The following is a 21,884-nucleotide window of genomic DNA, read 5'->3' on the forward strand; positions in this document are numbered from 1 at the left end:
AACTTCTACCCATTTAAAACTGCATGTTGTTGTCTTTTCAAACCTTTGTTGTCTCTCTATGTCTTTTTATGGGCTTCATGGGGGGGCATAACTATGACATTCCTTTTGGCGTGTTATTTTTGGTCTTTCTTTTAAAGACTTGTGATTGTATGTTATTGGACTTAAAGCGCGTTCTGTTTTAAGCTATTTTTGAAATTGGTCGAAATACCTTTTAATCATTCTTTCAAAAACTGGCTTAAGTGATTTCGTAGTTAATTCAACCAGAACTAATTTGTTGTCATAAGAATCGCTAACCATGGATGTCTCTCTAATTGGCGGAATTTTCATGTTATGGACAAATTTACTTCGCCAATCATAAATTGTCTTAACAGTTTGCACGAAACAGTCGTTTAGAATTTTTGAATCTTTGCCTAGCTTGCATAAATGATTATAATTGCAGTATCCTTTTCCTCGCCCATAGATATCTCTGCTGTAACACTCCAAAAATCTTTCTTCATTGAAGCATATGGGTAAAACTTTATACGTTTTCTTATTATCATTTTTCTCAATATAGTCAAAAATGTCTTGGTCTGACTGAAAGCTTATTTCTTGTTTTTTATTAACAACCTCTTCCCATTTGTCAAGTATTTCTGCTATTTCTTTTTTACCTCCACTGTTATCAAAACTTTTGGGTGGTAACTCAAACACTTTGAAGACATATCTGATTGACTTGACGACTTCTATTTTCTCTTCTTTAGTTAGGAAGTTTTTGAAAAATTCCGTTATCCTTGTAGTACTCCCATATTCTTTCAACCAGCACTCTCTTAAATCTTCAATCAAAACGTCCGCTTTCTTAGTTTCGTCTTTCTCCAAAAAATCTTGAACTTTTTTACGTGCTTTCTTTGTGCCCATCCATGTATAGAACTCTTGATATGTTTTCTCCCCTTGCGATAGTCTTTCCATTATCGAAATTATCATAATTAAAACCAAAAATGAAGGCATTTCAAGGGTTTTTCTGCAATTTGGACACTTTTCTAAACGTTTTGGCGGAAAGCATATTGGACAACTATAGTTTTTTGCTAAGTGATAATACCTTCCAGTTTCAAGAAACAACCTTGCTTTTTGAGGCTTTTTGAAATTGCTAATGTATTTTATAATGTCCTCATTTGCGGGAAAGATTCCTTTAAGTGCAGACTGAGTTAAATCAGCAAGCTCCTTAAGAATTTGTTCCGGTTTAGTGGATCTTGGAAAAATATCTTCTGCTCTTAGTTGCATCTTCATTGTCATCCGATTAGGCTATTAATTGTCTCTTTGTCGGTTTTTGCAGTCAAAAACCTAATTAGTTTTGTGCTCAGGGGATACTAATAAACCCGAAGATGCCACAAAAACGCCCATTACCTGCTTGTGTTTTCTTTTTGTTGTCCTTCTGGTGAACTTCTTTCTGGTGAAATTTTGTACATATTAAACAAGGACGTATTGGATGGAGTTAATGTGGTTAATGGTGTTTTTTGAGGTAGCTGTTGGCTATGGCTATGGCTACTTGGGTTGGACGGCGTTGGTGATTGGGTTTAGCATGGCGAAGTTGTGTATGGCTATTCTCATGCATCTGGGGCTGTGACTTTAACGCCTGTGTTGAAGTTTGTGTGCGTATGCTTCAACTTCATCTTTTAGAAAATCATATTCGCCTACAATTATGAGGGCGAGCAGCAGGTCTTTGAGTTGCTCTGCAGCGATGTGCCTTTTCCTGACTCTTCACGCCTTTTATCGCCTTTTTGGGACGCAAGAAACGCCTGAAATACAAGCTAAACAACAAAAGCAACCCAAAAACCAAATGGATAAAACCTATAGGGTAGGTAGGAAGCTGGCAGGCTGAAAATGCAGTAACCTGCTGTGTGTTCTGATTCGTGTTTAGGTGTTGTTTTTGGGCGTGTTTGGTGTGCTGTTGGGATTAACATATAAAAGCGAGTTTGTAGACAAGGAATTTAGATAAAGGATGCCACACTGCCTTGACGTGTTTGGCGGCTCCTTGAAAAATTTCATTGTTTAATGCTATTAGCCGCTTGGTTGGGGTCGTGTTTTGTATGTATGGTTTCGATTTTTATGCTGTGAAAAACTGTTTTTGTCAATGAGCGATATATGTGCATGTTAACAAACGTTATCTCTTTTTAGTGTGTAGTTTTTGCTGGTGCCTAAATATGATTTCGTGGAAACTTTCCTTTAACCAATTAAACGAAGAATATGAGCTAGCCCAGAAAAAGAAACAGGCGTTGGACAATTTGCTTGAATCGGGTAAGATTTCGGAGTCTACCCATGAGACTTTTGGCAAGGACATAGAAGTTGCTCTTGCAGAAATTGAGCGGCAACAAAACGAGCTTTTGCAAAAAATGCAGGCAAAAACCTCTGAACTCGACAACCAAATCAAAACCCTAGAAATGCTTCTGGCCAATTATGAAATTCAGCATGTCACTGGTGAGCTAGACGAAGAGACTTACCAGATGGAAATAACCCTTCTTGGACGCGCTCTTGACATAACCCGCAACGAGTTGGGAACCGTAAAAGAGGCTGTAACCCAGCTTTGCACTCCTTTGGTGACGCCCCAAGCTCCCGCAGTTGAAGAGGTTTCACCAATTCCCGAAGTTGCTCCTGAACAACCCGAGGAAAACATTGAAGAGATGGTAGCTGCTGCTCCTACTGAAGTAGAGCCTGAAACATCTCCTGAACCCGCCCTGCAAGAACCTGCAGATACACCCTTCACAGATGAACCCTGCGTTTTCGACCAACCCGAAGAACCAGTAGTCATGGACGATGCCCCCGCTGAAACAGAAGAAACCTACGTTCAAGAAACCGTAACTTACGTCGCAGAAGCCCCCATCGAAGAACCCTCTGCTGAGGCTCCTTTGGAAGAAGCTTCTTTGGAGGAACCCGTTGTTGAGGCAGTTGATTCTTCTGAAGCTATTTACGAGGCAGAACCAGCAGCAGTTGAAGAGCCTGCGGTTTTTGAAAACCAAGAATCTGCCCCTGCCGTGGAAGATGAATCCGCAGTTGAGCAGGACTCTCCAGTTGACGAGCAAATTTATGAGCAGGCAATAGAGCAGCCTGAAGTTGAGAACACTGAAAGCATGGATGCGTCCCCCGACCTTGACGAGGAAGCCCCAATTGAGGAACCCATGGCAGAAGAGCAAATGGACGCTGAACCCGTAGTTGAAGAAACCCCCATGGAACCCGAAGTCGACACAATAGAAATAATCCAAGCAGACCCCATCAAACTCGAAGCCCCCCAAATCAACGACTCCCCCGCAACCGAGGAGGTGGCACAAGCAAACCCTTTACAAGACGCGCCCCAACAAGAGGCGCAAGAAGAAACTTTAGCCGCCGAAGACGCCCCCGCGGTCTACGCAGAAACTCTGCAGGATACGACTCATTCAACAAAAGAAACCTTGAACGAAGTCGAAGCTATATCCGATAACGACACAGAACACCAGCAATAACCTGCTCCCCTTCTCTTCTTTCTTTTCTGTTTTCTCTTCTTTTGCTTTTTCGCCCAATTTTGTGCTTTTTCTATCCACAGCTACGTTTCCCTTCTCCTGGGCACGCTGCGTGTTTGATGGTTTTGTTTAAACACAACAAAAATTGTTATAACTTCTGATTCCAAATCCGAATAATGGTTAAATATTTACATCCGAATTGAACTATCTAAACAATTGCAGGGACATCTGGTGATCCGAAGTGGTTACAATCATCGATAAATCAAACGCAAAAATAATAGATAAAATGAATGAACGAATCATAAAGAACTTCTTAGACGTAATCATCCTAAGTGAGCTTCGAAACGGGGCTCTTAGCGGTTACGACATAATAAGTTATATCCACAACAAATTCCAGCTTCTGATAAGTTCAGGAACAATCTATTCCCTTCTATACAGTCTAGAACGAAACAGCCTCATCGAAGGCGTCTGGAACGAAAGAAAACGAACCTACCAACTCACAACAAAAGGCAACAACATGATAACAACCATCCTAAACACCAACCAAGACCTACGAAAATTCGTAACCTCTTTCCTCAAAGTACAATAACCTCCCAACCCACCATTTTTTGGCTATCCTCAACCAATACCTAACGCTTTGTCTTTTTGGTGTTCCCCCGCTATGTGTACTGCGGCTCGCCCGCGTTTACGCCTCCAAAAACACTCAACACCCCCGCTTTTACCCCCTAAACCCCCCATTCAGCCGCCGTTTTTCTGGTTTTCACGTTTTACAATCGAAACGCTAAAAAACCCCTTTGTCGTCTCACTATCTGCAAGCATTCCATCCATAGGGCCCGTAGCTCAGTCAGGACTAGAGCATCGGACTTTTAATCCGAGGGTCGCGGGTTCGACTCCCGTCGGGCCCGCCACACACGCTAAGAATTTATCCTGTTTCTACCCAACTTTTTCTTTTTCCAAACAACCCAAACCAGATAGTTTAAACCCTGCCTGGGCACATTCAGACTCTAGAACTTTCTACTGCATGGACTGTGTCTTTTGGTGCGGGCGCTGCACCGAGCCCACGATGCAGGGCAGAAAATCAATTAATCGCATAGCGTCCAGCGAAGCCTGCTCAGTCTTCAAAGGCAGCGGCCAGAAAATTCAGCGTAAGGAGGGTTATGTTGAATCTGGTCCTTAGCAGGGTAAACGCCCTTGATTGGTTGACTGATGAACGCTGGATTGTTTTTGGCTATAACGGCGGCTTTGGGCAATATTTGGAGCACTGCTATTTTGCGCCTGGAACCGCTAAAAACGCCGAGTTTGAGGTCATGGTGGCGCTAGTAGTCGTCGAAGGCAGGGCAGGTATTTCGGCGTTTTTTCGCATAAGAGACTCTGTTGAAAACCGCGATTCCTTGAGAGCAGCGCTAGCTGAGTTTAATGATAAACGGTTGCTGAGTTTGGCAGAGCTCGACGACGGCATAGAGGCTCTTAGGGAAAGAATCAGAGAAAAAGTGGTTCCAAAGCTGAGGTGAAAATGTTTTGGTTGGCGCTGAGGGTAGAAGTCAAAATATTTCGCGTTTAAAGTCAAAAGTCAAATTTGACTTCAATACCGTCCGCTCCCGCGTCATCCCAATCCTCAAAGGCATCGAAGTCAAGATGTATCCTGCCAAGATAGGGCGTGCCCGTGGATGGAAGCGCCAGCATGTCGCTTATTATGTTAAGAAGCTGGAAAAGGCAGGTCTAATCCGTCGATTAAAGCGCAGTAACATCATCGATTATGAGTTGACGGAGCGAGGTCAAAATTTTCTCATATCCTGTGAGGGCGTCCTCTTCAGTAGTGGGGTGTTTCGGTTGCATCGGTGTTTTTTCAAGTATCCTGTGCTGCGTGAGGGCGTTTATCCTTCTGGGGATTTTAGGCGGATTGAGATGCAGAATTGGACAGCTCTTTTGGGGTTAGAGCAAGGCGTCAAGGTTAGGCATACGACGACTTCTTGGATTGTGCATGTTGAGACCTTCTACGGTCGTAGTCCGGGTGAATTGGTAACGTTGGCTAAGAACTTGGCTGACCGCGTCGCTCAAGGTTTGATGAGTAAGTATGGTTGTGTTTTGGGGCAGGGAACAATTAACAACCGTCATGAGTTAGGCATCGACGACCCAGTAGCCAATTTGCTAAACCGTTATTTTGAGGTGAGCACACCTAAGCGGTTGATTGATGATAGCCCAGGCGAAGACGAAGGAGAACTGGACCATCTTGGCCGTGACGCCGCAGTCGAGTATTTACTGATGCCGGAGCGTGTCAAAAAGCTGGAAGGACAAGTAGAGACTGCGCTTGGTGATTTGGAGCGAATTTCTGGCAGTCTTGCAAAGTTGGAGAAGATGGGTTGCGACTTAGCCAAGGTTGCAGATGCCTTGGGCAGGCTCGTAGGAAACTTTGAAGGCGGTACTCAAGAGGGACCTAAGACCGGAGGAGAGGGAGGAAAAAGCTATGTTTCCTAGCTGTAGTTTCATGTTTTTGGCTGTTAAAACCTGTTCAAAAGCACTTTTAGCGGTATGCCGAGTGTATGGGAAAAGTCCATGCTTTTTGGAAGTTGCTTTTCTACGGTTGCTTGGTGTAGATGCCAGAGCGCTAAAAGTTGCCTGCCTTCATGGAGCGAAAACCTTGGAGTGCGCATTTTGACATGGAAACAAGCGATAAGCCCGTTCAAAACAAGCCAGTTTCAGCCCAAAAAACCGAGAAAAAGAAGCGCAGCCAAGCCGACAAGGTTGGAAAACTCAAGTACCTACTTGCCAAGGACAAGAAACTCGACCGAGACATCGCCGAAATCAAGCTACTGCTTAGGGTTATCTTTGCAGGCTTGAAGGATTCTTTGCATTTTGATAAGTCACTTATCGAGGAAGCAGCCTGCCAAGATGAAGTTGACACGGCAATCCTTCAGCTCCTCTTTGAGGCAGGCTCTCCCGGATTACTGCCTAAAGATATAGCCGCTAAATTGGTTGAATTCAAGATTGCCCGGCATCAGGTGACCCGACGGATTGAACGCATGAATAAGCGGCTGGCTAAGGAATTGGATTCGGTGGTTGTTGAGCGGCGCGGTTGGTGCTGGGCTATGACAAGCTTTGGCGTAGACGCCTACAAAGCATCAGAGAAGGACTTGCTATCCCAAGGCGTAACTCTACATAGCGCTTCTGAAGAGGAGACATAGCGTTTGGCGTTGACTGAGCGTGAGAAGGCAATTTTGCGTTTGAAAGCTGAGGGCGTGTCAGATTACCGAATTGCGCGCAAGCTTAGGATGGAAACACCCAACGTGACTCGCTGTAGAAAGAATGCTTTAAAGAAAATTCAGCGCGCTAAAGCTGATTTAGAGTTTATTGAGGGACTTAAACGCGGGTAGTCCAACTAAATTAAAAATTGAAGGTCTCTTCGATTTGCAGTAAAACCGCCTGAGTATTTGTTGATCATTCTATTTTGCGTTTGATTTCCTGTGGGTCGTTTTCAAAGTTGTGCATAGGCATGACAAATGCTGGATGGGTTCGTGTGCACAACTACTTCTAAGGGGCTTTTAGGCGGCTACTTTTCTGCTTCTGCGTCTGCTTTAGGTTGCAGGTTGGTTGTGCAGGTTGTCACAAGCAGAAAACCAAGCACGATAGCCGTCAAGTATCCACAAATACACCCGAACTTAACCCCGTTAAGTAACTGACTCAACCGCGATGGGCTTCAAACCGAATGCTGCCGATTGGGTAAGCGATTGATTTAAAAACCCAAAGGCAAATAGAGATTAGTGATATCTTTGGACTTAATCGGAATTCTAATACAAATACTCGTTGCCGTAATCGTTCTTGCACCCGTACTTTGGCTTGTCGGTAGAGCAATAGCAGGCAAACACAACGCAAAATTCACTGACGCCATCTGGATTGTCGTTTTAGGCGTAGTCATAGGCGCCATAGTCGGGTACTTCGGCGGCGGCATAATCTCGTCGATAATCATGTTCATCGTCTGGCTGGGTCTTATCAAGCACTTCTTTGACTGCGGCTGGCTCAAAGCATTCGCCATCGCTATACTAGCCGTGATTACCTTTGTCGCCATCGTCCTTGTTATCGTTGCTTTTCTGCTGACAGCGATTGGAATAGGCAGCGGCTTAGGCTTAAGCATAATGATGGGCTTTTAACTAAGCATCTCTTTCCTTTTCTTTATGGTTTCTGACAATCGATATGCACAATAACCAGCGGACAATTTGGAAACGCCGTCTTGCGCCCGCCTCGGCAAAAAACCCCACTCACCGCCAACATGCAACTAGAAACCGTCGCTTACCTGCACTCCAAAGACATGGGCGACAACGACTACTTCTCCCACCCTCGCTGGGAAGGATATCTTGGCAAATTGCTTGTATATCGTATTTTTGATACTGTCGTGTTTGGGCTCTCAAGCCATTAATGCTTAATTCTGCGGGTCTTTGACTAAAATAAGGGCACGGTATATGTTGATTTTAAGGGCTTGAGTGACTATCGAATTGCCAAGAAGTTGAGGAAAGAGACGCCAAACGTTTACCGTGCTCGGAAGACTGCTCTTAGAAAGATCGATCAGGCCAAAGCTGATCTATCATTTGCTGATGGCCTTAAACGTAAATAGGGTTAGGCGCTCTTTTTTGAAGGTATAATTTTCTTAAGCTCGAATTGACCAGTTGTTTGTCGATCACGGTTAGAATAGCAACCACCGTTCAACGTGCCACCTGTAATGTCAGCAATTGCCGTGCCTCTATGCATGTGCATTGTTGATGGGGCGCTTGTTTTTGGTTCATTCAGATATTGGTAAGTCAGTATGTTTGGTTCACTGTTTGTAATGATTGATGCTACCAGACTTCGAGAGCTCGATGTAGCTGTTCTCCAATTGATACTAATTTTTGTCCAAGTTTGGAAGACCTCTACGGAGATAGGAATTGGATTTTTGAAATTATCATAAGACGACGCTAATGTTCCTTCATAGACTCCAGCAATATTCGGTCCCTTCACAAGTCCAACGATTTTGGTAAATCGCCATTTCCAGATGTATGTATCGAAAAAATAAAGAAATAAACCGTAAAGGCCAAAAACTGAAATCCCATCAATCCACCAAGGAACTTGTAAATTAAAGTGGTCTAGTGCCCCTTGAACCGCTGTCATCAGTAATATACTGGCGATTGCTAAGCAGAGTGCAACCTTAAACCGCTCATTTGAGTCTATTGCATAATCATGCAACAATGTCCACCTATAGTGCCAGAAGCTTTTCAACTAGTATTTTAGCGTTAGTTATGTTCCATTGCTCAGGTGAGGTACCGAAAAGGTATGTTTGTTCGCTTTGGCAAGCAAAATTATTGAAATCTGCTTTTGCTAACCAATTAAGTGAGTTATAGTAAGTAGACTGCCAATTGCCACCAAACATAGCGTTAGGAACATTGTAAGTTAGGCATTCTACAAAGTAAGAAGGGGCAAGGTTTTCAGCGATTATTCCATCGTCAACCAGTTTTGAGCGTGCGTTCTTGAGGACTCGAACAGTTTGTTTAAACCAGCCGTCTGTTTTATCCGATTTTGTGCAACCGTTTTCATAATGTTTTTTGGGGTAATTGATAATCTGCCGTTGCTCGCTCTGTGTAAAAAATAACATTCCTTCCACATAATCTTGGTCTGTTATGTTTTGAAAGCGTTTGTACCGTCTATATTGAACGCACGGCACGACGTCTGCATTGACCCTGTTTGTGTCACCGGCAAGTTTGATAGATTTATTTCCTGCCCTGATTTTCGCTATCCCGTAGTAATCAGTTAGTGCTTTAAGTACATCTGCTCTAAAGTTCCAATAATTGTATGCTGCGTCAGGAAATGCTGCTCTGTGGAGGTTTCGTTGTTCGTCATTCAATTGTGAGGTGTCGCTGTAAAAAACATCATCCAATTGGATAACAACGTCAACGTCACTATCTCCCCTGACATTGGTGTCGTTTTTGTATGAACCCTGAAGGTAAAAATCCATCGTCCTTCCTTTGATTGGGGAATTATCCGATAATAATGCAGTTCTTATCGACTGATGAGCGTTGATTGATGTAGTAACTGCCCCTTTATTAGACCACGTTTGTAATTGTGCCTCTGAAAGTACCATTTCGACTAACCCGAATGACCGCCTATTTGATTGTCTGCAAATTTAAGTTTTGTTAAAGTAAAGTCGCCGCTAAGTTGATAGTATTAGCTTTAGCAAATTTGCATAGAGTCTATTTGAGAATGAGATAAGTGCAACCGCTAATAACACGCTTGCATGGTGAATCCATTTGCTCAAGTGACCGGCGGTGTAATCGGTGGCTTCATTGCATGGAATAATCCATTACTCAAATTATTAGTCGTGTTTATTACAATCTGTTCTTAAATCGGCTAACTAAGAAAATGATAAATCTTTAAGTGGCACATAGTTTACTTGGTTGGTTCATCTCAGTGCTCAGGTTTCTTCGTGTAGCTTACGGTGTGCTACTTGTTGCTATATTATTCGTTCCCTTCGGCATTTACAACACGATGGCTGAGCCTTATGTTTCAGGGGTTGTTTGGGGTTTCATGCTCCCTATAGGTTACATTGCTGCCGCGTCAGGCATCGCTATAATTTTTTATCCACAATCAAAAGCGCTTAGAAAGTTGGGGTTTGGCTATCTTTTAATGCTAATCGGCGCTTTGATGCTACTTTCATTTTTACTTTTTCCCAGGGAATTATCTATCAGCCTTCTCCATGGAACGAATATGATTGATATCGACTACTCAACCTTCTATGGTGCCCTGTTTTGGTTATCGATTCTCAACGTATGTGCTGGGTTCGCGGTTAAAGTGACGAAAAGCGTAAGAAATAAAGAGTAAACTTTTCGGTTTGGTTTGGGGTTGCATCCTTGCTAAATTGGCTATTTTTTACATTATCGCTTTCTTGATATTATCGTGTTTAGGCTCTCAAGCCATTAATGCATAGTTGTAGAATTGTTTGTTGGCGATTTAGGTATGTCTCAGGATGGCTCTGGCTGTAAGGATTGTAAGCATGTTAGGGAGCATGTTGCTTCGCTCTTACCTTTCAAGGTTATTGAAGCTATGTCGGATAAGCCCCTTTGCATTCGGGGTGTGGCCATGTGCACGGGCATGAGCCGAAACCTCAATATCTATACTTCTGAGGAACTGCAGGCTTTCTCAAGCAAGCTGGTTAATGCGCCTGTCTACATTGAGCATGTTGCTGTTCCTAATGCCGTCGGCAAGGTCACAAAGACGGATTGGGACGGGCATAACCTCTTGTATGAGGCAGAAATCTACGATGAGATGACGGCTGAGAAAATTCGCAAAGGCTTAGTTCAGCATGTGAGCGTCGCCGCTGACTATGAAGCGGTCGATGTTGTAGACGGTAAGGTTCCCCATGGGTTGCACAACGCTGAGCTTAGCTTAGTTGCAGTGCCCGGTATTCCTGAAACCAATGTGCAAGTTTTAGAAAAGCTCGTAGGCGATAAAGTCACTGAAGCCCTCAAAAAAGCGGGCATTCAAGAGGCAGAGTGGGACACCGAATACATCAACAACCTGCCCGACGAATGCTTTGCATACATCGAGGCTGACGGCCAAAAAGATGAGCAGGACAAAACCGTGCCTCGAAGTCTCCGTCACTTGCCGTACAAGAATGCGCAGGGCAACTTGGACGCTGACCATGTCCGAAACGCCCTATCACGTTTAGACCAGACAGAAATTTCCGCTGAAGCAAAAGTTCAAGCCCTCAAAAAGTTGTGCTCAGCGGCTGGAGAACTAAAAATCGAAAGCGCCGTCTGCAACCTTCAAGAAAAAAGCGAGAACCTCCAAATAGAACTAACCGAGACACAAAGAACCCTTGAAGACCTTCGCAAGCAGCTTCCCGGTGGTGGTTTGCTTAAAAACCCGCCTAAAATGATAGCAACTTCCGAAGCGACCCAACTGATTGAGGCAGTTCTGCCTTCTCCTATGGTTCAGCGCAGTTGGAGTTTAGGTCCACAGCGTATGTGTCAGCAGTTGCGAAGGGTAGTTCAGCAGCTAGAGCAGAAGGCGGGAGGCGGCTAGCTGTGTTTACGCTCACTTTTGTGGGGAAGAGTACCAAAGGACGAACTTTGGGAAATTCAAAGAAAAGAATCGATTTGATTTGGATTGACTGATAGATCTGGCAAAAGCTGGATGGCAATCGGCGAAACAGACGACCCAGAAGCAATTATTGAATCGTATGAAGCTGAAGCGGCGGTCACCAAAGGCTCACCTGTGCATTTGAGTTCTGACGATAAGGTTTCTGAAAGCCCAGGCGGAGACGACGCCATAGGCATAGCAGTCAAAACCGTTGCAGCAGGCGCAATGTGTGGAGTGCTTAAGCGGGGCAGAGTCAAAGTCACAGCCAACGGACCAATAACACGCGGCAAAGCAGTATGCAGCGCCGCAGGCAGAAAAGTTACCCAATTCGTTGACCAAGCAGTAAACGAGGGCGGAGCAGCAACCTACACAGTATACTACAATCGCAAACTAGGAACCGCACTCCAAGCCGCAGTAGCTGACGGCGATTTGATTTTCATTGATGTGGAGAAGTGATAGCTTGAAGCCTAGACTCTTTGAAGCTTTAATGGCTAAACCGTGCGACCAGCGGGAAGTCTACGAGAAACTCAAGCAAAAAACCGAACATCCCTTCGTAAAACGCTATGTTGCAATGGGCATAAAAGAAGGTCTCTTTAGCGACATGACAAGCGCACTTGGCAGAATGCATGACACTCTGGTGCAGGCGGCATTTCCTGAACTTATCGGCAGAAACATCATCACCGTCACGCCCACCTCTGAAACAATGGAGCGCTTCCCTCTCGACACTGATGCAGTTGCTTACCGCTATTCTGAAGGTTCAGTAACAAGGCTAAGCGGCAAAAAGAACAGCACCGTAGACGTCTACACAAACGTGCTTGCGGACGCTTCCGAGGAGTGGACAAGGGAGTTTCTTGAAGACGCCACTTGGAATGTCATGGATAACATGGTGCAGAAAGTCGGCAGAGCACTTGGACTAAACGAAACTCAAGCAATCATAGCCCTCTATGGGGCAGTTGCGGACGCTGACTTGGCAGGCGGAGCACCCATCAACGGCGGCAACGAACCATTGGACTGGACAGGACTGCTACAACTACACGATGCCGTTAGGAGCGCAAACTGGCGTCCCACAGTGCTGGCAGTAAGCGAAACACAACTACATCAACTTCTCAACGATGACAAGTTTGTCCATGCACAGTACTTACCCAGCAGTGACACCGACATTGAGCAAGGCAGCATCGGAAACGTCTTAGGCATGCAGGTACAGGCTAGCACTCTTGTTCCAAACGGCACAGCATACGCAATAGACACCCGCGTCGCCTCCGTTATGCTTCTACGCAGAGACATAACCGTTGAGGACTGGGAAGACATCAAAACCGGCAAATACGGCGTTCGAGCAACCACACGATTCGGCGCTGGCGTTTTACGTTCAACAGCAGTTGCCAAAATGACCAACATCAAAGCCACCCTAACTTAGGCGCTGATTGACACATGCAAAAATCCCCCTTTTTTGACCAACAAAAATCCTTGAGGTGAAAAGTCCTGAGCAACGTCGTTAAGAAAATCCTTGAGGTTCTCTCTTATGCACCCGCTTCAGGCGTTGCATCTCCAAAAGGCAGAGTGTTCTTTGACACATCATGCATTCCGCTAGCCGACGTTATGAAGCTCTACGCCCGAGACCCAACCTGCAAGAGCAGCGTGGACTTGCTTGCAGCTTCAACGGTTGGCATGGGCTTCTACACCACGGCAGACCAAAAATACGAGAAAGCCGCCCAAGCCAAAGCAGCCGTAGACAAGTTCTGCGAAGACATCAACTTAGACGGCTTACTTAACGAAATGGCAAAGCCTCTGATTGGCTGCGGCAACGACTTCTGGCTAAAACTCACACCCGAAAACCTAACCGATACTCTTCGCATGCCCATCGACGCAGTCCAAAAAATCGGGTTAAGCACTGTCCCCAACCTAAAAGTCCCCTACAAAGTTACGGGTTATCAGCTTTCAAGCACTTACGGTGGTAATGCTGGAAATGAACTCAAACCTGAAGCAGTCATCCACTGGCGCCTAAATGGCGATATACCGTCGGGTTTCGGCGTTGGTTTGCTGCAGGTTCTACTGCACACCTTAACCGTTGACACCGATAAACGCCCATCCTACGCTTGGATGAAAGCTAAGATAGAGAAAATTCTGCCAAACATCTTTGTCAAGTACGCTGGACCCGACGTCGTTGTGCAGCTTGAAGGGCAAAAAGAGGACACCATCAAAAAGTACGAATCTGCGATTAAAAATCGCCCAGAAGAAGGCCAGTGGCTTTTTAGCGGCTCCAAAAACGTCGGCGTTTATCCAGTTTCTATTGACCCAAGGGCACGTTTCGAGTATTACATCGACCACATGGTCGACCAGTTCTATCTTGGCTGCGAAACGCCCCTGCCACGGCTGTTCAGCACACCAGGATTCACCGAAGCGTCAGCGAGAGCTGCCTTAGACTTGCAAGATATGCTCATAAAACCCGTCCAGCGCTACATCAAACGCCAAGTCGAAAAGGAAATCTTTACAAGCATTCTTGGTCAAGCTGGGTTTGATGCTGCTATGGCGAAGGTTAGATTAAATTTTGGCAATCCCGAAACGCCTGAGATTTCAGCTTCAGACTTGATTGGAGCCGCAGACAAAGGACTAATTCGTCCTGAGGAGTTTCGCAAAAACGCGATTAAAATATTAGGTTGGGAGCTATGGGATGACCCAAAAATGACATCTCCTTAAAAAAGTAGACTCCAGTACTGAAATACGTTAAATTACAGAGCCAATAAATGGCATCCTAAAAAGTATACACTTCAATGTTGAGTACTTAGAAAATGCTATTAGTTTAAACAGTAATTCTATTGGGTTATAATCTATTCAGGGGACTGTCGGCTGGAAAGTAGTAATATGCAGGCGAGCGTAGTGCGCGTGACATTTGAACATGCCAAGATGATAGACCCGGAATATGATGAAATCGATAGAATATTGCTGATTCTGCAAAATGAAGATGGCTCATGGGGCACGGCAGAATCACTCGATGAAAGGTTATACCCCACCGCATGGGTCATGCACGCTCTCTCTTCACAAGGTTTAGTCGATCAACTTAAAGGAGCGATGAATCTCCTAAGAAACAATATAGTTCGTGCGCTTGAAGATGAGTTTGTGATGGCAAACTATGTGCATACTCGCAAGCTATGTGGCCTTATAGCAGTTTTCCCCTTTATATCCAGAGACAAACTCTGGCACAGTAAACCCAAGCTTATAGCTAATTTTAAGCTGATATTGGAGTTTATTAAGTCAAGAAACTGGTTAAATTCCCAAGTAGCTAGTTATATTGCTTACTTCCTTCAGAAAACAGAACTCTCCCAGTATGCACAAGAAGCCATTCAAATGCTAGATGCAACTTCTGTAATCAAACCTGACCCATTTGCAGTGCTAGTATCAGAAAAGTATCTTGATAGAGTCCTGAAAGACACCGTATTTATTAACAACCTCGATAAGTTGCCTGACGAAGAGCTGGCACACCTATTGGTAGCTTTTGCTATATGGCGAAAGGCAAACAAATTAGACCCAGCCTTACTTGAAGCTGCTAAGCGACAGGTAATTGCCATCATACAAAAACGCCACTTAACTGAGCTTGATAAAAAAATAAGCAAGGAAATATTGGATACCTTACTTTTACTACGAGCAGGCGTCGATAAGCGTGAAATGCAAAACAGACTCAAAGAACTAGGAAGCAGCCTCTATCTTCGTGATATAGAATTCTCAGACTCAACAATTAAACTAACAACCGAAATTCCTTCTAAAGGACTACTGGACATACTTGGCAGAATAGACCTGATTGTACTATCCACATATGTCCTTGCGATAAACGACTTAGGCGAAAAAGTAGTTCATCTAGTTCCTGAGCGCGATTACAAAAAGGTTGCATCATATTTCGAGACCCCCACCCTACCTGTTCCTACTAGGAGAGTAATTACTTATGAATCCATCCTTGCCAGCGCATTAGTTACTTTATCATTAGCGGCAATTTGGCAGATGGGTGTTCTGCTTAGCACAACTATAGCCGCTCAAGACATAATACAACAGATAGCTTTAACAGCCATAATTTACACGGCGTCTTTTGGTCTTGCTTTTGCTGGGCTAACTAGATTCTTGCGTTATATATTCCCTGAACTTGCATTTGCCATAGCCTCGCGTATCCCATTAACATTCAAATCAAGTACCTTCTGGCGAAAACTAATTGGAGAATAATCATGTCAGCTATTGAAACCAACATTTTTGAAGGACAGATACCAGCTAACATACCCTGCTGTGTAATAAACCTCAGGCTACCAAGCATTAATGATATCACAGAACAAGGGCAGTTCATAAAAGAAGCACATAGGCTCATTAGGAAGCGGGCGAACGGTTTTCTGGATGGAGAAAACATTTACTGTTTGGACGGCCCCGATTTAATTAAAGAAGACCTCAAACCGCTCTTAGACAAGTATGCAGACTTTGACATACTAAACCAATATCAGACAACACTTCAGGTTACAACTGATTTGCGCATAATTAGAAACCTTTTGTATTACTGGTTTGAGGACTTCATGGGCAAAAGGGGATATGCTGTGCGTTTTCGCCGTAGTGGCGACAGAATAGCTGTTCCGTCTTTTGAAACTTTACACTATAATGAGACAGAATACAAGCTAGTAGAGTACACTGAAGGCAACAGAACACCTGTGCGCCTTGTTGAAAGCTTTTTCTATAGACTGAATATATTGGCTGGTGGCAAGATTAGCCTAGTAATAGATCCCAAGCTTCAGGTACTTATCCCCTTTAGCAGCGCTTCACCAGAGGTGTTAGCAAACACATACCTTGCTGTTATCTGCATGCAAGACTCAAGTGAGAGTGGCGGCTGTGAACTGCTTCGCGGTGGGGCTATGAAGTTTGTAGGCTTAGTTGATGACCCAGGGCTACCTAAAACTAACTGCGTAAAGACAGCAAAACAGTTCTGTGAAGTTGAAGATGTAAAACGGCAACAAAAGATAGTTCTGCCAGCGAACATACTGTTTATTGAAGGACACCCTGCCAATCTCGGCATCTATTCAATAGTAAAAAATAGAGCACTTAAAAAATCCATTGACAGACGGAACCTGACGTTGGCTTTTGTTAATCATCTTGCTGAAGGCAAACCAGCTATTGAGGTTCCATTTGGCTCGACCCATATCGATATTCAATGCAGCTCAAAAGTACTGCCTATAGGCGAAGCAAAGACATCGGAGGCTTTGGGACAAGCAAAGTTCATCGGGGAACCCAAGGTTGTAGTTACAAACGCACCCATGTATGTCAATGCTAAAACTGCGTTAGAGCAAGATGGACCTTATTCAAGAAATAACCCGCGGACATCCTATCATCCAGAAACAATTACTCTTCATGTCATATGTCCTGCCCCATCCGAGCAGCAGGCTAGGACTTTCATCAGATACCTAACGCAAGGTTGTACAGGCTTTGCAGGTTTCTCTTCCTCTAAGGGGCCATTCTATTCAAATCTAACCGCACTCTACTATCCGATAGCCAACACTTCAACAATAAACTATAGATCGCAACTCTCAACGCTTCGAACAAAGATAGACGGGAAAAGCCACATCGCGTTTGTCATTCTCCCAGACTATTCAACCGCATACTTTGAGCTGAAAGCTTTATGCTATCAGCATGGCTTTGCATCTCAGTTTGTAAAGGAAAGCACAATAAGAAGAGCTAACGCAGACCGCTGGATTTCATTTTTACTTTGGAACTTCGCTATATCGCTGTATGCTAAAGCTGGTGGGACGCCTTGGAAGATTGATAATAGCCTTCTACAGCATACAGACTGCTATATTGGGATACAGACAAAAATACAGCAGGCCAACCGTTTTTCGCCTAGCAGTTTCTTTGTGGGCACAGCAGACATCTTCAACTCCATGGGTGAGTACATCTCATGTGCACTGCATCAGGGCATGAGTGAGAGTTTCGACAGCTTGCATGTTGATTCAGCGTTTATGAAAAATCTGATCGCAGGTACGGTTGAGCGGTATCGCTCAGAGGTAGGTGTACTTCCAAGAAGGATAATTATTCATCGTCAGCTCGAATTTGATAGAAGAGAACGTACAGGAATTTATGAAGGTCTTAAGGAAGCGGGTGCTTCTTGTCCATGTATACTGGTGCATCTGCAGGAAGGGCATCACTACCGAGGTTATGCATTAGACTCTTCCGACTTTGTTGCCGATCGATCTACATATTTCACCTTAGGCAAAAAAAGCGTGCTTCTATTCACTACTGGTAAAAGTCAAGGAAAGTATGAAGGTGGACTAGGTACACCTAAACCAACACAAGTGAACATATCTCTTCTAAACTCAAAAGACCAGATAGATGAAAAAGAGATAGAAAACGTGTGCAAAAGCATACTAGGGTTCACAAGGCTCCGATGGAATACCACTCGAATGGGTGTAAGAAGGCCACTAACAACCTTTGCTGCTGACAAGATAGGGGAAATGGCAAAAAGCGGATTTGCATACCTTCAATATCGTGACATACGAGATTTCCTTTAACTTTTTTTGTTTTCGCTTTCTGCAGAACACTACAGATGGCGATGACTTTCTTTGAGCTTTTAACTTGCCGTATACATTGTCACGTTTACGATATTATCGCATTTTGGCTCTCAAGCTATTTGAACTCTCAGCAGCAATGGTTTATGGGATGTAGCTTGGCTGTTACCTCTATTGAGGACGTTAGGGATGTTCTCCATCTAAGCGAATCGGATATTTCTGATGCTAAAGTTCTAAAGATGATTAAGCGTGCAAAGGTCACTTTAGAGCTTGAGCTCTCTGCTAATGTTGACTACCAAAACTGCACTGAAGCACAAAAAGAAGCCATCACCGTTTTGGCAGCCATTTACGCAGTCTGCTATTTGACTGGCGGTTCAGCAATCGGGGTAAACTTCAGCGTCGGTGACCTGAGCAGTTTAACCTCAGCCCTTCCAAGTTTAACAGTTTTGCAGACCGAATTCGAGCGAATTCTCGCTAGCCTCAAAGAGCCATATGTGGGAGGCGTGTAGCCATGGGCACCGTTCCTGAAGCCTATTACCAATTTGTCATGGACTACGCACCCTATGTTTACGTTATACCACCGAGTACACCAGACCCAGCCTTCGGTAAGGGCGCTTTAGCGGCTAGCTTTGCCATAGACTTTCTCTGTGAAGCCTACTCTGCCCCACAATTTAAGGACAGAAAAGCAGAAATCTACGCCAAAGTCGTGAGTTTAACCGATTGGGTTCTAACACAACAATGCACCGACCCAGCAAAGAAGGCTTATGGCGGCTTCAAAAGCGCAGAAGAAAGCACATACTATTACAGCGTCGATGCCTGCCGAGTCATTCCTTCTCTTTTGAGAAGTTACGAGCTAACCGGCAATACCGCCTATTTGGATGTAGCAAAGTTAGCAGGCGGAACTTTCCTTAAAACCATGCAGGACCAGCAGGCCTACGGCGGCTTCGCAAGAGCCGTCACGATTGGCGATGCGTGGCTTCTGCAACTGGACGTTGAATGCCTCTATGGCTTAATCGGTTTAAAGCTGCTAGCCGAAAAATATGACGTCCCAAACTTTGCAGTCTATAACAGCATCATAAGCAAGGCAATAGGCTTTCTTAGAGCTGGTTTTGAGAATCTTTGGCTAAACTATGACCCTGCAGATGGCAAATGGCACAGAGTAGGTTTAACCGAGAATGAGGTTTACGATGACCCCTTCGCCTACGCTCTGCTCGGTGTGTATGCGGTTGAGGGCTGGAGTGTTAGCTGCCAAAAAGTCTACAACGCCCTAAACAACATTCGAGCTAGCGCAAAGTATCCAGCTTATGACCCTGCAGTGTGTTGGGCTGGCTACATAGACGTCATTAGCCGATTCTCAGCATGCGACTATTACGACGCCGTCACAAGCGGTATTCTATGGAAAATACGCCAAAACCACGATAAGCCAAGCCTAAAACTCAGTGTAGAAGTCATCGGCAAACATGCAGATGAATTCATGTTTTGGGGGGCCAAACACACAGACTACAGCTATGTCGAAAACAAACATGCAGTGGTCACAGTTTGCTGGCTAGCCGAGCTATTCCTCCATTACGAGGAACCAGTAACCCAGTTCACCAAGATTCTAAAGAGCAAAGGCGAAACAGTCACGCTTTATCCTGTTCGAGAAGCCGCTGCAACTGTGGCTTATGGTGAACCTTTGGATTTGCTAGCCGTTGTTTCTTCTATTAAAGCCGAGCAGGTGATGATTGAAGCAGGCTACTACCTGAACGACTACTTGTCCGTCTACACGTTTCTCCCAGTTAGGGTTCATGACAAAATCAGACGTCAAGGCGAAGACTACGAAATCCAAACCGTAACGCCCTTCACGTTTGCGAACCAGCGGTTCTACTTCAAAAGCACAGCAAGGAGGCTAATCGCAAGTTGAGCGAGTGCGAGAACCCAGTCATAACAGTTCTGCGATTAATCGAGTCCCGAATAAGAGTTGTCAAAGACGATGGCGGCTTAGCCCGTGTCCTTTGCTCTCAGGCCAATTATGACAGGGAACTGCTCAAAGACTACGACGCCCAAATCACCGTCTCCAAAACCTCTGAACCTTGCCAAGCGCAGAAGCACACCTTAGACGGCAAGCTTAGACGCCGAATCTACTCTTTGCGAGCAACCATAGTAACCATCGACAAGCCATCTCCGAATGCAGATGTCGGCAGAGTCATGCGCGATAAAGTCCTTGAGCAGGTGCTGTTGATTATTCCTGAGAACCGCAATCTGCCCTATCGAACGATCTATAATTTTTACCCGCTGGATTCCACATCGACAACTCACAAAGCCTATGACGCTCAAGGCGCAGTCGAATTTGAGCCTTCAAACGTTGCCTGGGCAGAACTGCCAAATACTGAATACTCCAAGCTCTGGGGAAGCGACGATGCTAGGTACTCTAAAAGCGCAAATGGAGCTGGCGAGTTTGCGTTTATGCTTTTCCGCTTCAAAATCGGCGTAAAAGCTGGCGAAAGCCGTAATGAGCCAAGGAAACAGTGCATTAAGCGCATTTTACTGGCGTTTGAAGGTTTTGGGCTTGCTCCATTAGGAAATGGCGTTACCATAAAGGTCTGGGACAACAACTCAGGTGCGTGGGGTAATGCACAAAGCGGCAGTTTAGCAACAGACGAAACCCTAAGCATCAGCCTCACAGAAAACCTAACCAACTATGTCGATGCCGATGGCTACCTCTACCTAATGGCACGGACAACCAACCCGTCAGATGGAGTTTCGCCCGCCGTTTTGTATTGCGATTTTGTTCAGGCAACCGTTGACGTTAGGGGCATAACGTTCTGCGATATTCAGAGTTACCGAGACGTCGATGTCGTTGACGTGAAGCCGTTTCTCTACAAAGAAGAAATCGTAATTGTGGCTTGGCTCTTCGAGTCCATAGCTATCTCATAGTCACAGGTGAAAACAAGATGGTAGATACCTATCACTCTGACCAAGAAAAGTTCTACTATGTCACCGAAGGCTCTTTCGGTGTTGTTCCAGTGAGTCCAGCGATGCTTGGGCACTCCTGCAGCAGCCTAGACCCGGACATAAACCCAAACAACATCAAAGTAGCAGGCACAGGCTCAATTGATGTTGTCGCTCTCAAGCGTGGGCTAAGACAACCGCTGCTAAAACTAAAGTACCTAATCCCCTCTGACTCGCCCATCAACCTGCTGCAGTACGTCAAACAGGAACTCAACCTAGCCTATCTCTGCAGGTGCTCTACTACAAAGACAAATTCGCTTTCGCCACTGACATCATAAGCTTGCTCTACAAGGGCGCACGCTTCAACAAAGCCACCCTAACATGCGATATAGACGGGCTTTTGGAGTGCGAGGCGGAATTCCCCAGTCAAGACGTAGAGGTCACAGCCGCCAAGATTGCAAACGCCACCTACACCGAATACTCAGGCGCTGTCTCAGGCAGCGAAAGCTACGTGAAAATCGGCGGCATAGCCTGCGAGCGGATTACTTCTTGGAAACTACAAATTGACAACTCATGCAAAGCTGTCCCAGTTATACGGTCAACAAACGGGCACTTAGCCAAGTACCTGACATGGGGCAAGCGGCTTCTAACTGGAGAACTCAATTTTGAGTTTGAGAGCAAACAGGAAGCTGACGAAATCTTAGCTGACACTGAAAAGACAAGCTTGGAATTTGGGCTTGGCGGAGCAAACAAAGTTAACGTTGAGCACACCAAATGGGCTGATTTTTCGTTGAGCGGCAAATCAGAGGACCTAATCTACGCTAAGGTTCCGTTTACGGCTAGAGGACCGCTTAGCATCTTATAGTCA

24 protein-coding genes and 1 tRNA gene are annotated in these 21,884 nt (G+C 45.0%); 21 read left to right on the top strand and 4 right to left on the bottom strand.

Features of this window, described 5'->3' with window-relative positions; genetic code table 11:
- Nucleotides 1-183 precede the first annotated feature (183 nt).
- The gene (locus NWF04_01425; GenBank protein MCW4005250.1) at nt 184-1,266 is read right to left on the bottom strand and encodes a hypothetical protein; all 1,083 of its coding nucleotides are present in this window, start codon (nt 1,264-1,266) and stop codon (nt 184-186) included.
- 333 nt (nt 1,267-1,599) lie between these two features.
- Entirely contained in the window at nt 1,600-1,713 is a 114-nt protein-coding gene (locus NWF04_01430; protein MCW4005251.1) for an alpha/beta hydrolase, read from the bottom strand.
- Between the two features lie 461 nt (nt 1,714-2,174).
- On the opposite strand from NWF04_01430, the gene NWF04_01435 reads away from it, so the two are divergent.
- The 9 genes from NWF04_01435 (at nt 2,175) to NWF04_01475 (ending at nt 7,875) form a co-directional block, all read left to right on the top strand.
- A complete protein-coding gene (locus NWF04_01435; protein ID MCW4005252.1) occupies nt 2,175-3,467 on the top strand; it encodes a CdvA-like protein in 1,293 nt (430 codons plus the stop codon).
- A gap of 238 nt (nt 3,468-3,705) precedes the next feature.
- Complete coding sequence (locus tag NWF04_01440) at nt 3,706-4,053, top strand: PadR family transcriptional regulator (protein ID MCW4005253.1); 348 nt, start codon at nt 3,706-3,708, stop codon at nt 4,051-4,053.
- A 240-nt stretch (nt 4,054-4,293) separates the two neighbouring features.
- A tRNA-Lys gene (locus NWF04_01445) sits at nt 4,294-4,372 on the top strand.
- 249 nt (nt 4,373-4,621) lie between these two features.
- Nucleotides 4,622-4,975 (top strand): hypothetical protein, encoded by a 354-nt coding sequence (locus NWF04_01450; protein MCW4005254.1) that lies wholly within the window; start codon nt 4,622-4,624, stop codon nt 4,973-4,975.
- A gap of 319 nt (nt 4,976-5,294) precedes the next feature.
- Nucleotides 5,295-5,939 carry a hypothetical protein gene (locus NWF04_01455; GenBank protein MCW4005255.1) on the top strand — a complete coding sequence of 215 codons (645 nt, stop codon included), beginning with the start codon at nt 5,295-5,297 and terminating at the stop codon, nt 5,937-5,939.
- Between the two features lie 149 nt (nt 5,940-6,088).
- Nucleotides 6,089-6,646 (top strand): hypothetical protein, encoded by a 558-nt coding sequence (locus tag NWF04_01460; GenBank protein ID MCW4005256.1) that lies wholly within the window; start codon nt 6,089-6,091, stop codon nt 6,644-6,646.
- 3 nt (nt 6,647-6,649) lie between these two features.
- Entirely contained in the window at nt 6,650-6,835 is a 186-nt protein-coding gene (locus NWF04_01465; protein ID MCW4005257.1) for a LuxR C-terminal-related transcriptional regulator, read from the top strand.
- 387 nt (nt 6,836-7,222) lie between these two features.
- Nucleotides 7,223-7,609: a hypothetical protein gene (locus tag NWF04_01470; GenBank protein ID MCW4005258.1), complete on the top strand. Its 387-nt coding sequence runs from the start codon at nt 7,223-7,225 to the stop codon at nt 7,607-7,609.
- An 80-nt stretch (nt 7,610-7,689) separates the two neighbouring features.
- On the top strand, nt 7,690-7,875 hold the full coding sequence (locus tag NWF04_01475; protein MCW4005259.1) for a hypothetical protein: 186 nt from the start codon (nt 7,690-7,692) through the stop codon (nt 7,873-7,875).
- A 197-nt stretch (nt 7,876-8,072) separates the two neighbouring features.
- On the opposite strand, the gene NWF04_01480 is transcribed toward NWF04_01475, so the two are convergent.
- On the bottom strand, nt 8,073-8,675 hold the full coding sequence (locus NWF04_01480; GenBank protein MCW4005260.1) for a hypothetical protein: 603 nt from the start codon (nt 8,673-8,675) through the stop codon (nt 8,073-8,075).
- A 10-nt stretch (nt 8,676-8,685) separates the two neighbouring features.
- Nucleotides 8,686-9,567, bottom strand: coding sequence for a nucleotidyltransferase (locus NWF04_01485; GenBank protein ID MCW4005261.1), 882 nt, complete (start codon nt 9,565-9,567; stop codon nt 8,686-8,688).
- A 404-nt stretch (nt 9,568-9,971) separates the two neighbouring features.
- Between NWF04_01485 and NWF04_01490 the strand changes: the two genes are divergently transcribed.
- From NWF04_01490 to NWF04_01545, 12 genes are all read left to right on the top strand, one after another.
- A complete protein-coding gene (locus NWF04_01490; protein ID MCW4005262.1) occupies nt 9,972-10,304 on the top strand; it encodes a hypothetical protein in 333 nt (110 codons plus the stop codon).
- 222 nt (nt 10,305-10,526) lie between these two features.
- Nucleotides 10,527-11,507, top strand: coding sequence for a hypothetical protein (locus NWF04_01495; GenBank protein MCW4005263.1), 981 nt, complete (start codon nt 10,527-10,529; stop codon nt 11,505-11,507).
- 84 nt (nt 11,508-11,591) lie between these two features.
- Nucleotides 11,592-12,020: a DUF2190 family protein gene (locus NWF04_01500; protein ID MCW4005264.1), complete on the top strand. Its 429-nt coding sequence runs from the start codon at nt 11,592-11,594 to the stop codon at nt 12,018-12,020.
- A gap of 4 nt (nt 12,021-12,024) precedes the next feature.
- Nucleotides 12,025-12,978: a phage major capsid protein gene (locus tag NWF04_01505; protein ID MCW4005265.1), complete on the top strand. Its 954-nt coding sequence runs from the start codon at nt 12,025-12,027 to the stop codon at nt 12,976-12,978.
- A 182-nt stretch (nt 12,979-13,160) separates the two neighbouring features.
- The gene (locus NWF04_01510; GenBank protein ID MCW4005266.1) at nt 13,161-14,258 is read left to right on the top strand and encodes a hypothetical protein; all 1,098 of its coding nucleotides are present in this window, start codon (nt 13,161-13,163) and stop codon (nt 14,256-14,258) included.
- A 165-nt stretch (nt 14,259-14,423) separates the two neighbouring features.
- Nucleotides 14,424-15,770, top strand: a complete 1,347-nt coding sequence (locus tag NWF04_01515; GenBank protein ID MCW4005267.1) for a hypothetical protein — start codon at nt 14,424-14,426, stop codon at nt 15,768-15,770.
- A gap of 2 nt (nt 15,771-15,772) precedes the next feature.
- Nucleotides 15,773-18,088 carry a hypothetical protein gene (locus NWF04_01520; GenBank protein ID MCW4005268.1) on the top strand — a complete coding sequence of 772 codons (2,316 nt, stop codon included), beginning with the start codon at nt 15,773-15,775 and terminating at the stop codon, nt 18,086-18,088.
- Between the two features lie 155 nt (nt 18,089-18,243).
- Nucleotides 18,244-18,594 (top strand): hypothetical protein, encoded by a 351-nt coding sequence (locus NWF04_01525; protein ID MCW4005269.1) that lies wholly within the window; start codon nt 18,244-18,246, stop codon nt 18,592-18,594.
- A 2-nt stretch (nt 18,595-18,596) separates the two neighbouring features.
- On the top strand, nt 18,597-19,988 hold the full coding sequence (locus NWF04_01530) for a hypothetical protein (GenBank protein ID MCW4005270.1): 1,392 nt from the start codon (nt 18,597-18,599) through the stop codon (nt 19,986-19,988).
- Nucleotides 19,985-21,001 carry a hypothetical protein gene (locus NWF04_01535; GenBank protein MCW4005271.1) on the top strand — a complete coding sequence of 339 codons (1,017 nt, stop codon included), beginning with the start codon at nt 19,985-19,987 and terminating at the stop codon, nt 20,999-21,001. Before NWF04_01530 ends, NWF04_01535 begins: the two co-directional genes overlap by 4 nt.
- 17 nt (nt 21,002-21,018) lie before the next feature.
- Complete coding sequence (locus NWF04_01540; protein MCW4005272.1) at nt 21,019-21,354, top strand: hypothetical protein; 336 nt, start codon at nt 21,019-21,021, stop codon at nt 21,352-21,354.
- Entirely contained in the window at nt 21,309-21,881 is a 573-nt protein-coding gene (locus NWF04_01545; protein ID MCW4005273.1) for a phage tail tube protein, read from the top strand. The genes NWF04_01540 and NWF04_01545 overlap by 46 nt, the downstream gene beginning before the upstream one ends.
- Nucleotides 21,882-21,884 lie beyond the last annotated feature (3 nt).

It is taken from the genome of Candidatus Bathyarchaeota archaeon (assembly GCA_026014465.1).
Taxonomy (GTDB): Archaea; Thermoproteota; Bathyarchaeia; order Bathyarchaeales; family Bathycorpusculaceae; genus JADGNF01.

Bases quoted from the DNA above. Each gene is read 5' to 3' on its own strand.
- NWF04_01425 (MCW4005250.1), bottom strand. From the start codon at position 1,266: ATGACAATGAAGATGCAACTAAGAGCAGAAGATATTTTTCCAAGATCC.
- NWF04_01435 (MCW4005252.1), top strand. From the start codon at position 2,175: ATGATTTCGTGGAAACTTTCCTTTAACCAATTAAACGAAGAATATGAG.
- NWF04_01450 (MCW4005254.1), top strand. From the start codon at position 4,622: ATGTTGAATCTGGTCCTTAGCAGGGTAAACGCCCTTGATTGGTTGACT.
- NWF04_01460 (MCW4005256.1), top strand. From the start codon at position 6,089: ATGGAGCGAAAACCTTGGAGTGCGCATTTTGACATGGAAACAAGCGAT.
- NWF04_01485 (MCW4005261.1), bottom strand. From the start codon at position 9,567: ATGGTACTTTCAGAGGCACAATTACAAACGTGGTCTAATAAAGGGGCA.
- NWF04_01490 (MCW4005262.1), top strand. From the start codon at position 9,972: ATGGCTGAGCCTTATGTTTCAGGGGTTGTTTGGGGTTTCATGCTCCCT.
- NWF04_01495 (MCW4005263.1), top strand. From the start codon at position 10,527: ATGTCGGATAAGCCCCTTTGCATTCGGGGTGTGGCCATGTGCACGGGC.
- NWF04_01510 (MCW4005266.1), top strand. From the start codon at position 13,161: ATGAAGCTCTACGCCCGAGACCCAACCTGCAAGAGCAGCGTGGACTTG.
- NWF04_01515 (MCW4005267.1), top strand. From the start codon at position 14,424: ATGCAGGCGAGCGTAGTGCGCGTGACATTTGAACATGCCAAGATGATA.
- NWF04_01520 (MCW4005268.1), top strand. From the start codon at position 15,773: ATGTCAGCTATTGAAACCAACATTTTTGAAGGACAGATACCAGCTAAC.
- NWF04_01530 (MCW4005270.1), top strand. From the start codon at position 18,597: ATGGGCACCGTTCCTGAAGCCTATTACCAATTTGTCATGGACTACGCA.
- NWF04_01540 (MCW4005272.1), top strand. From the start codon at position 21,019: ATGGTAGATACCTATCACTCTGACCAAGAAAAGTTCTACTATGTCACC.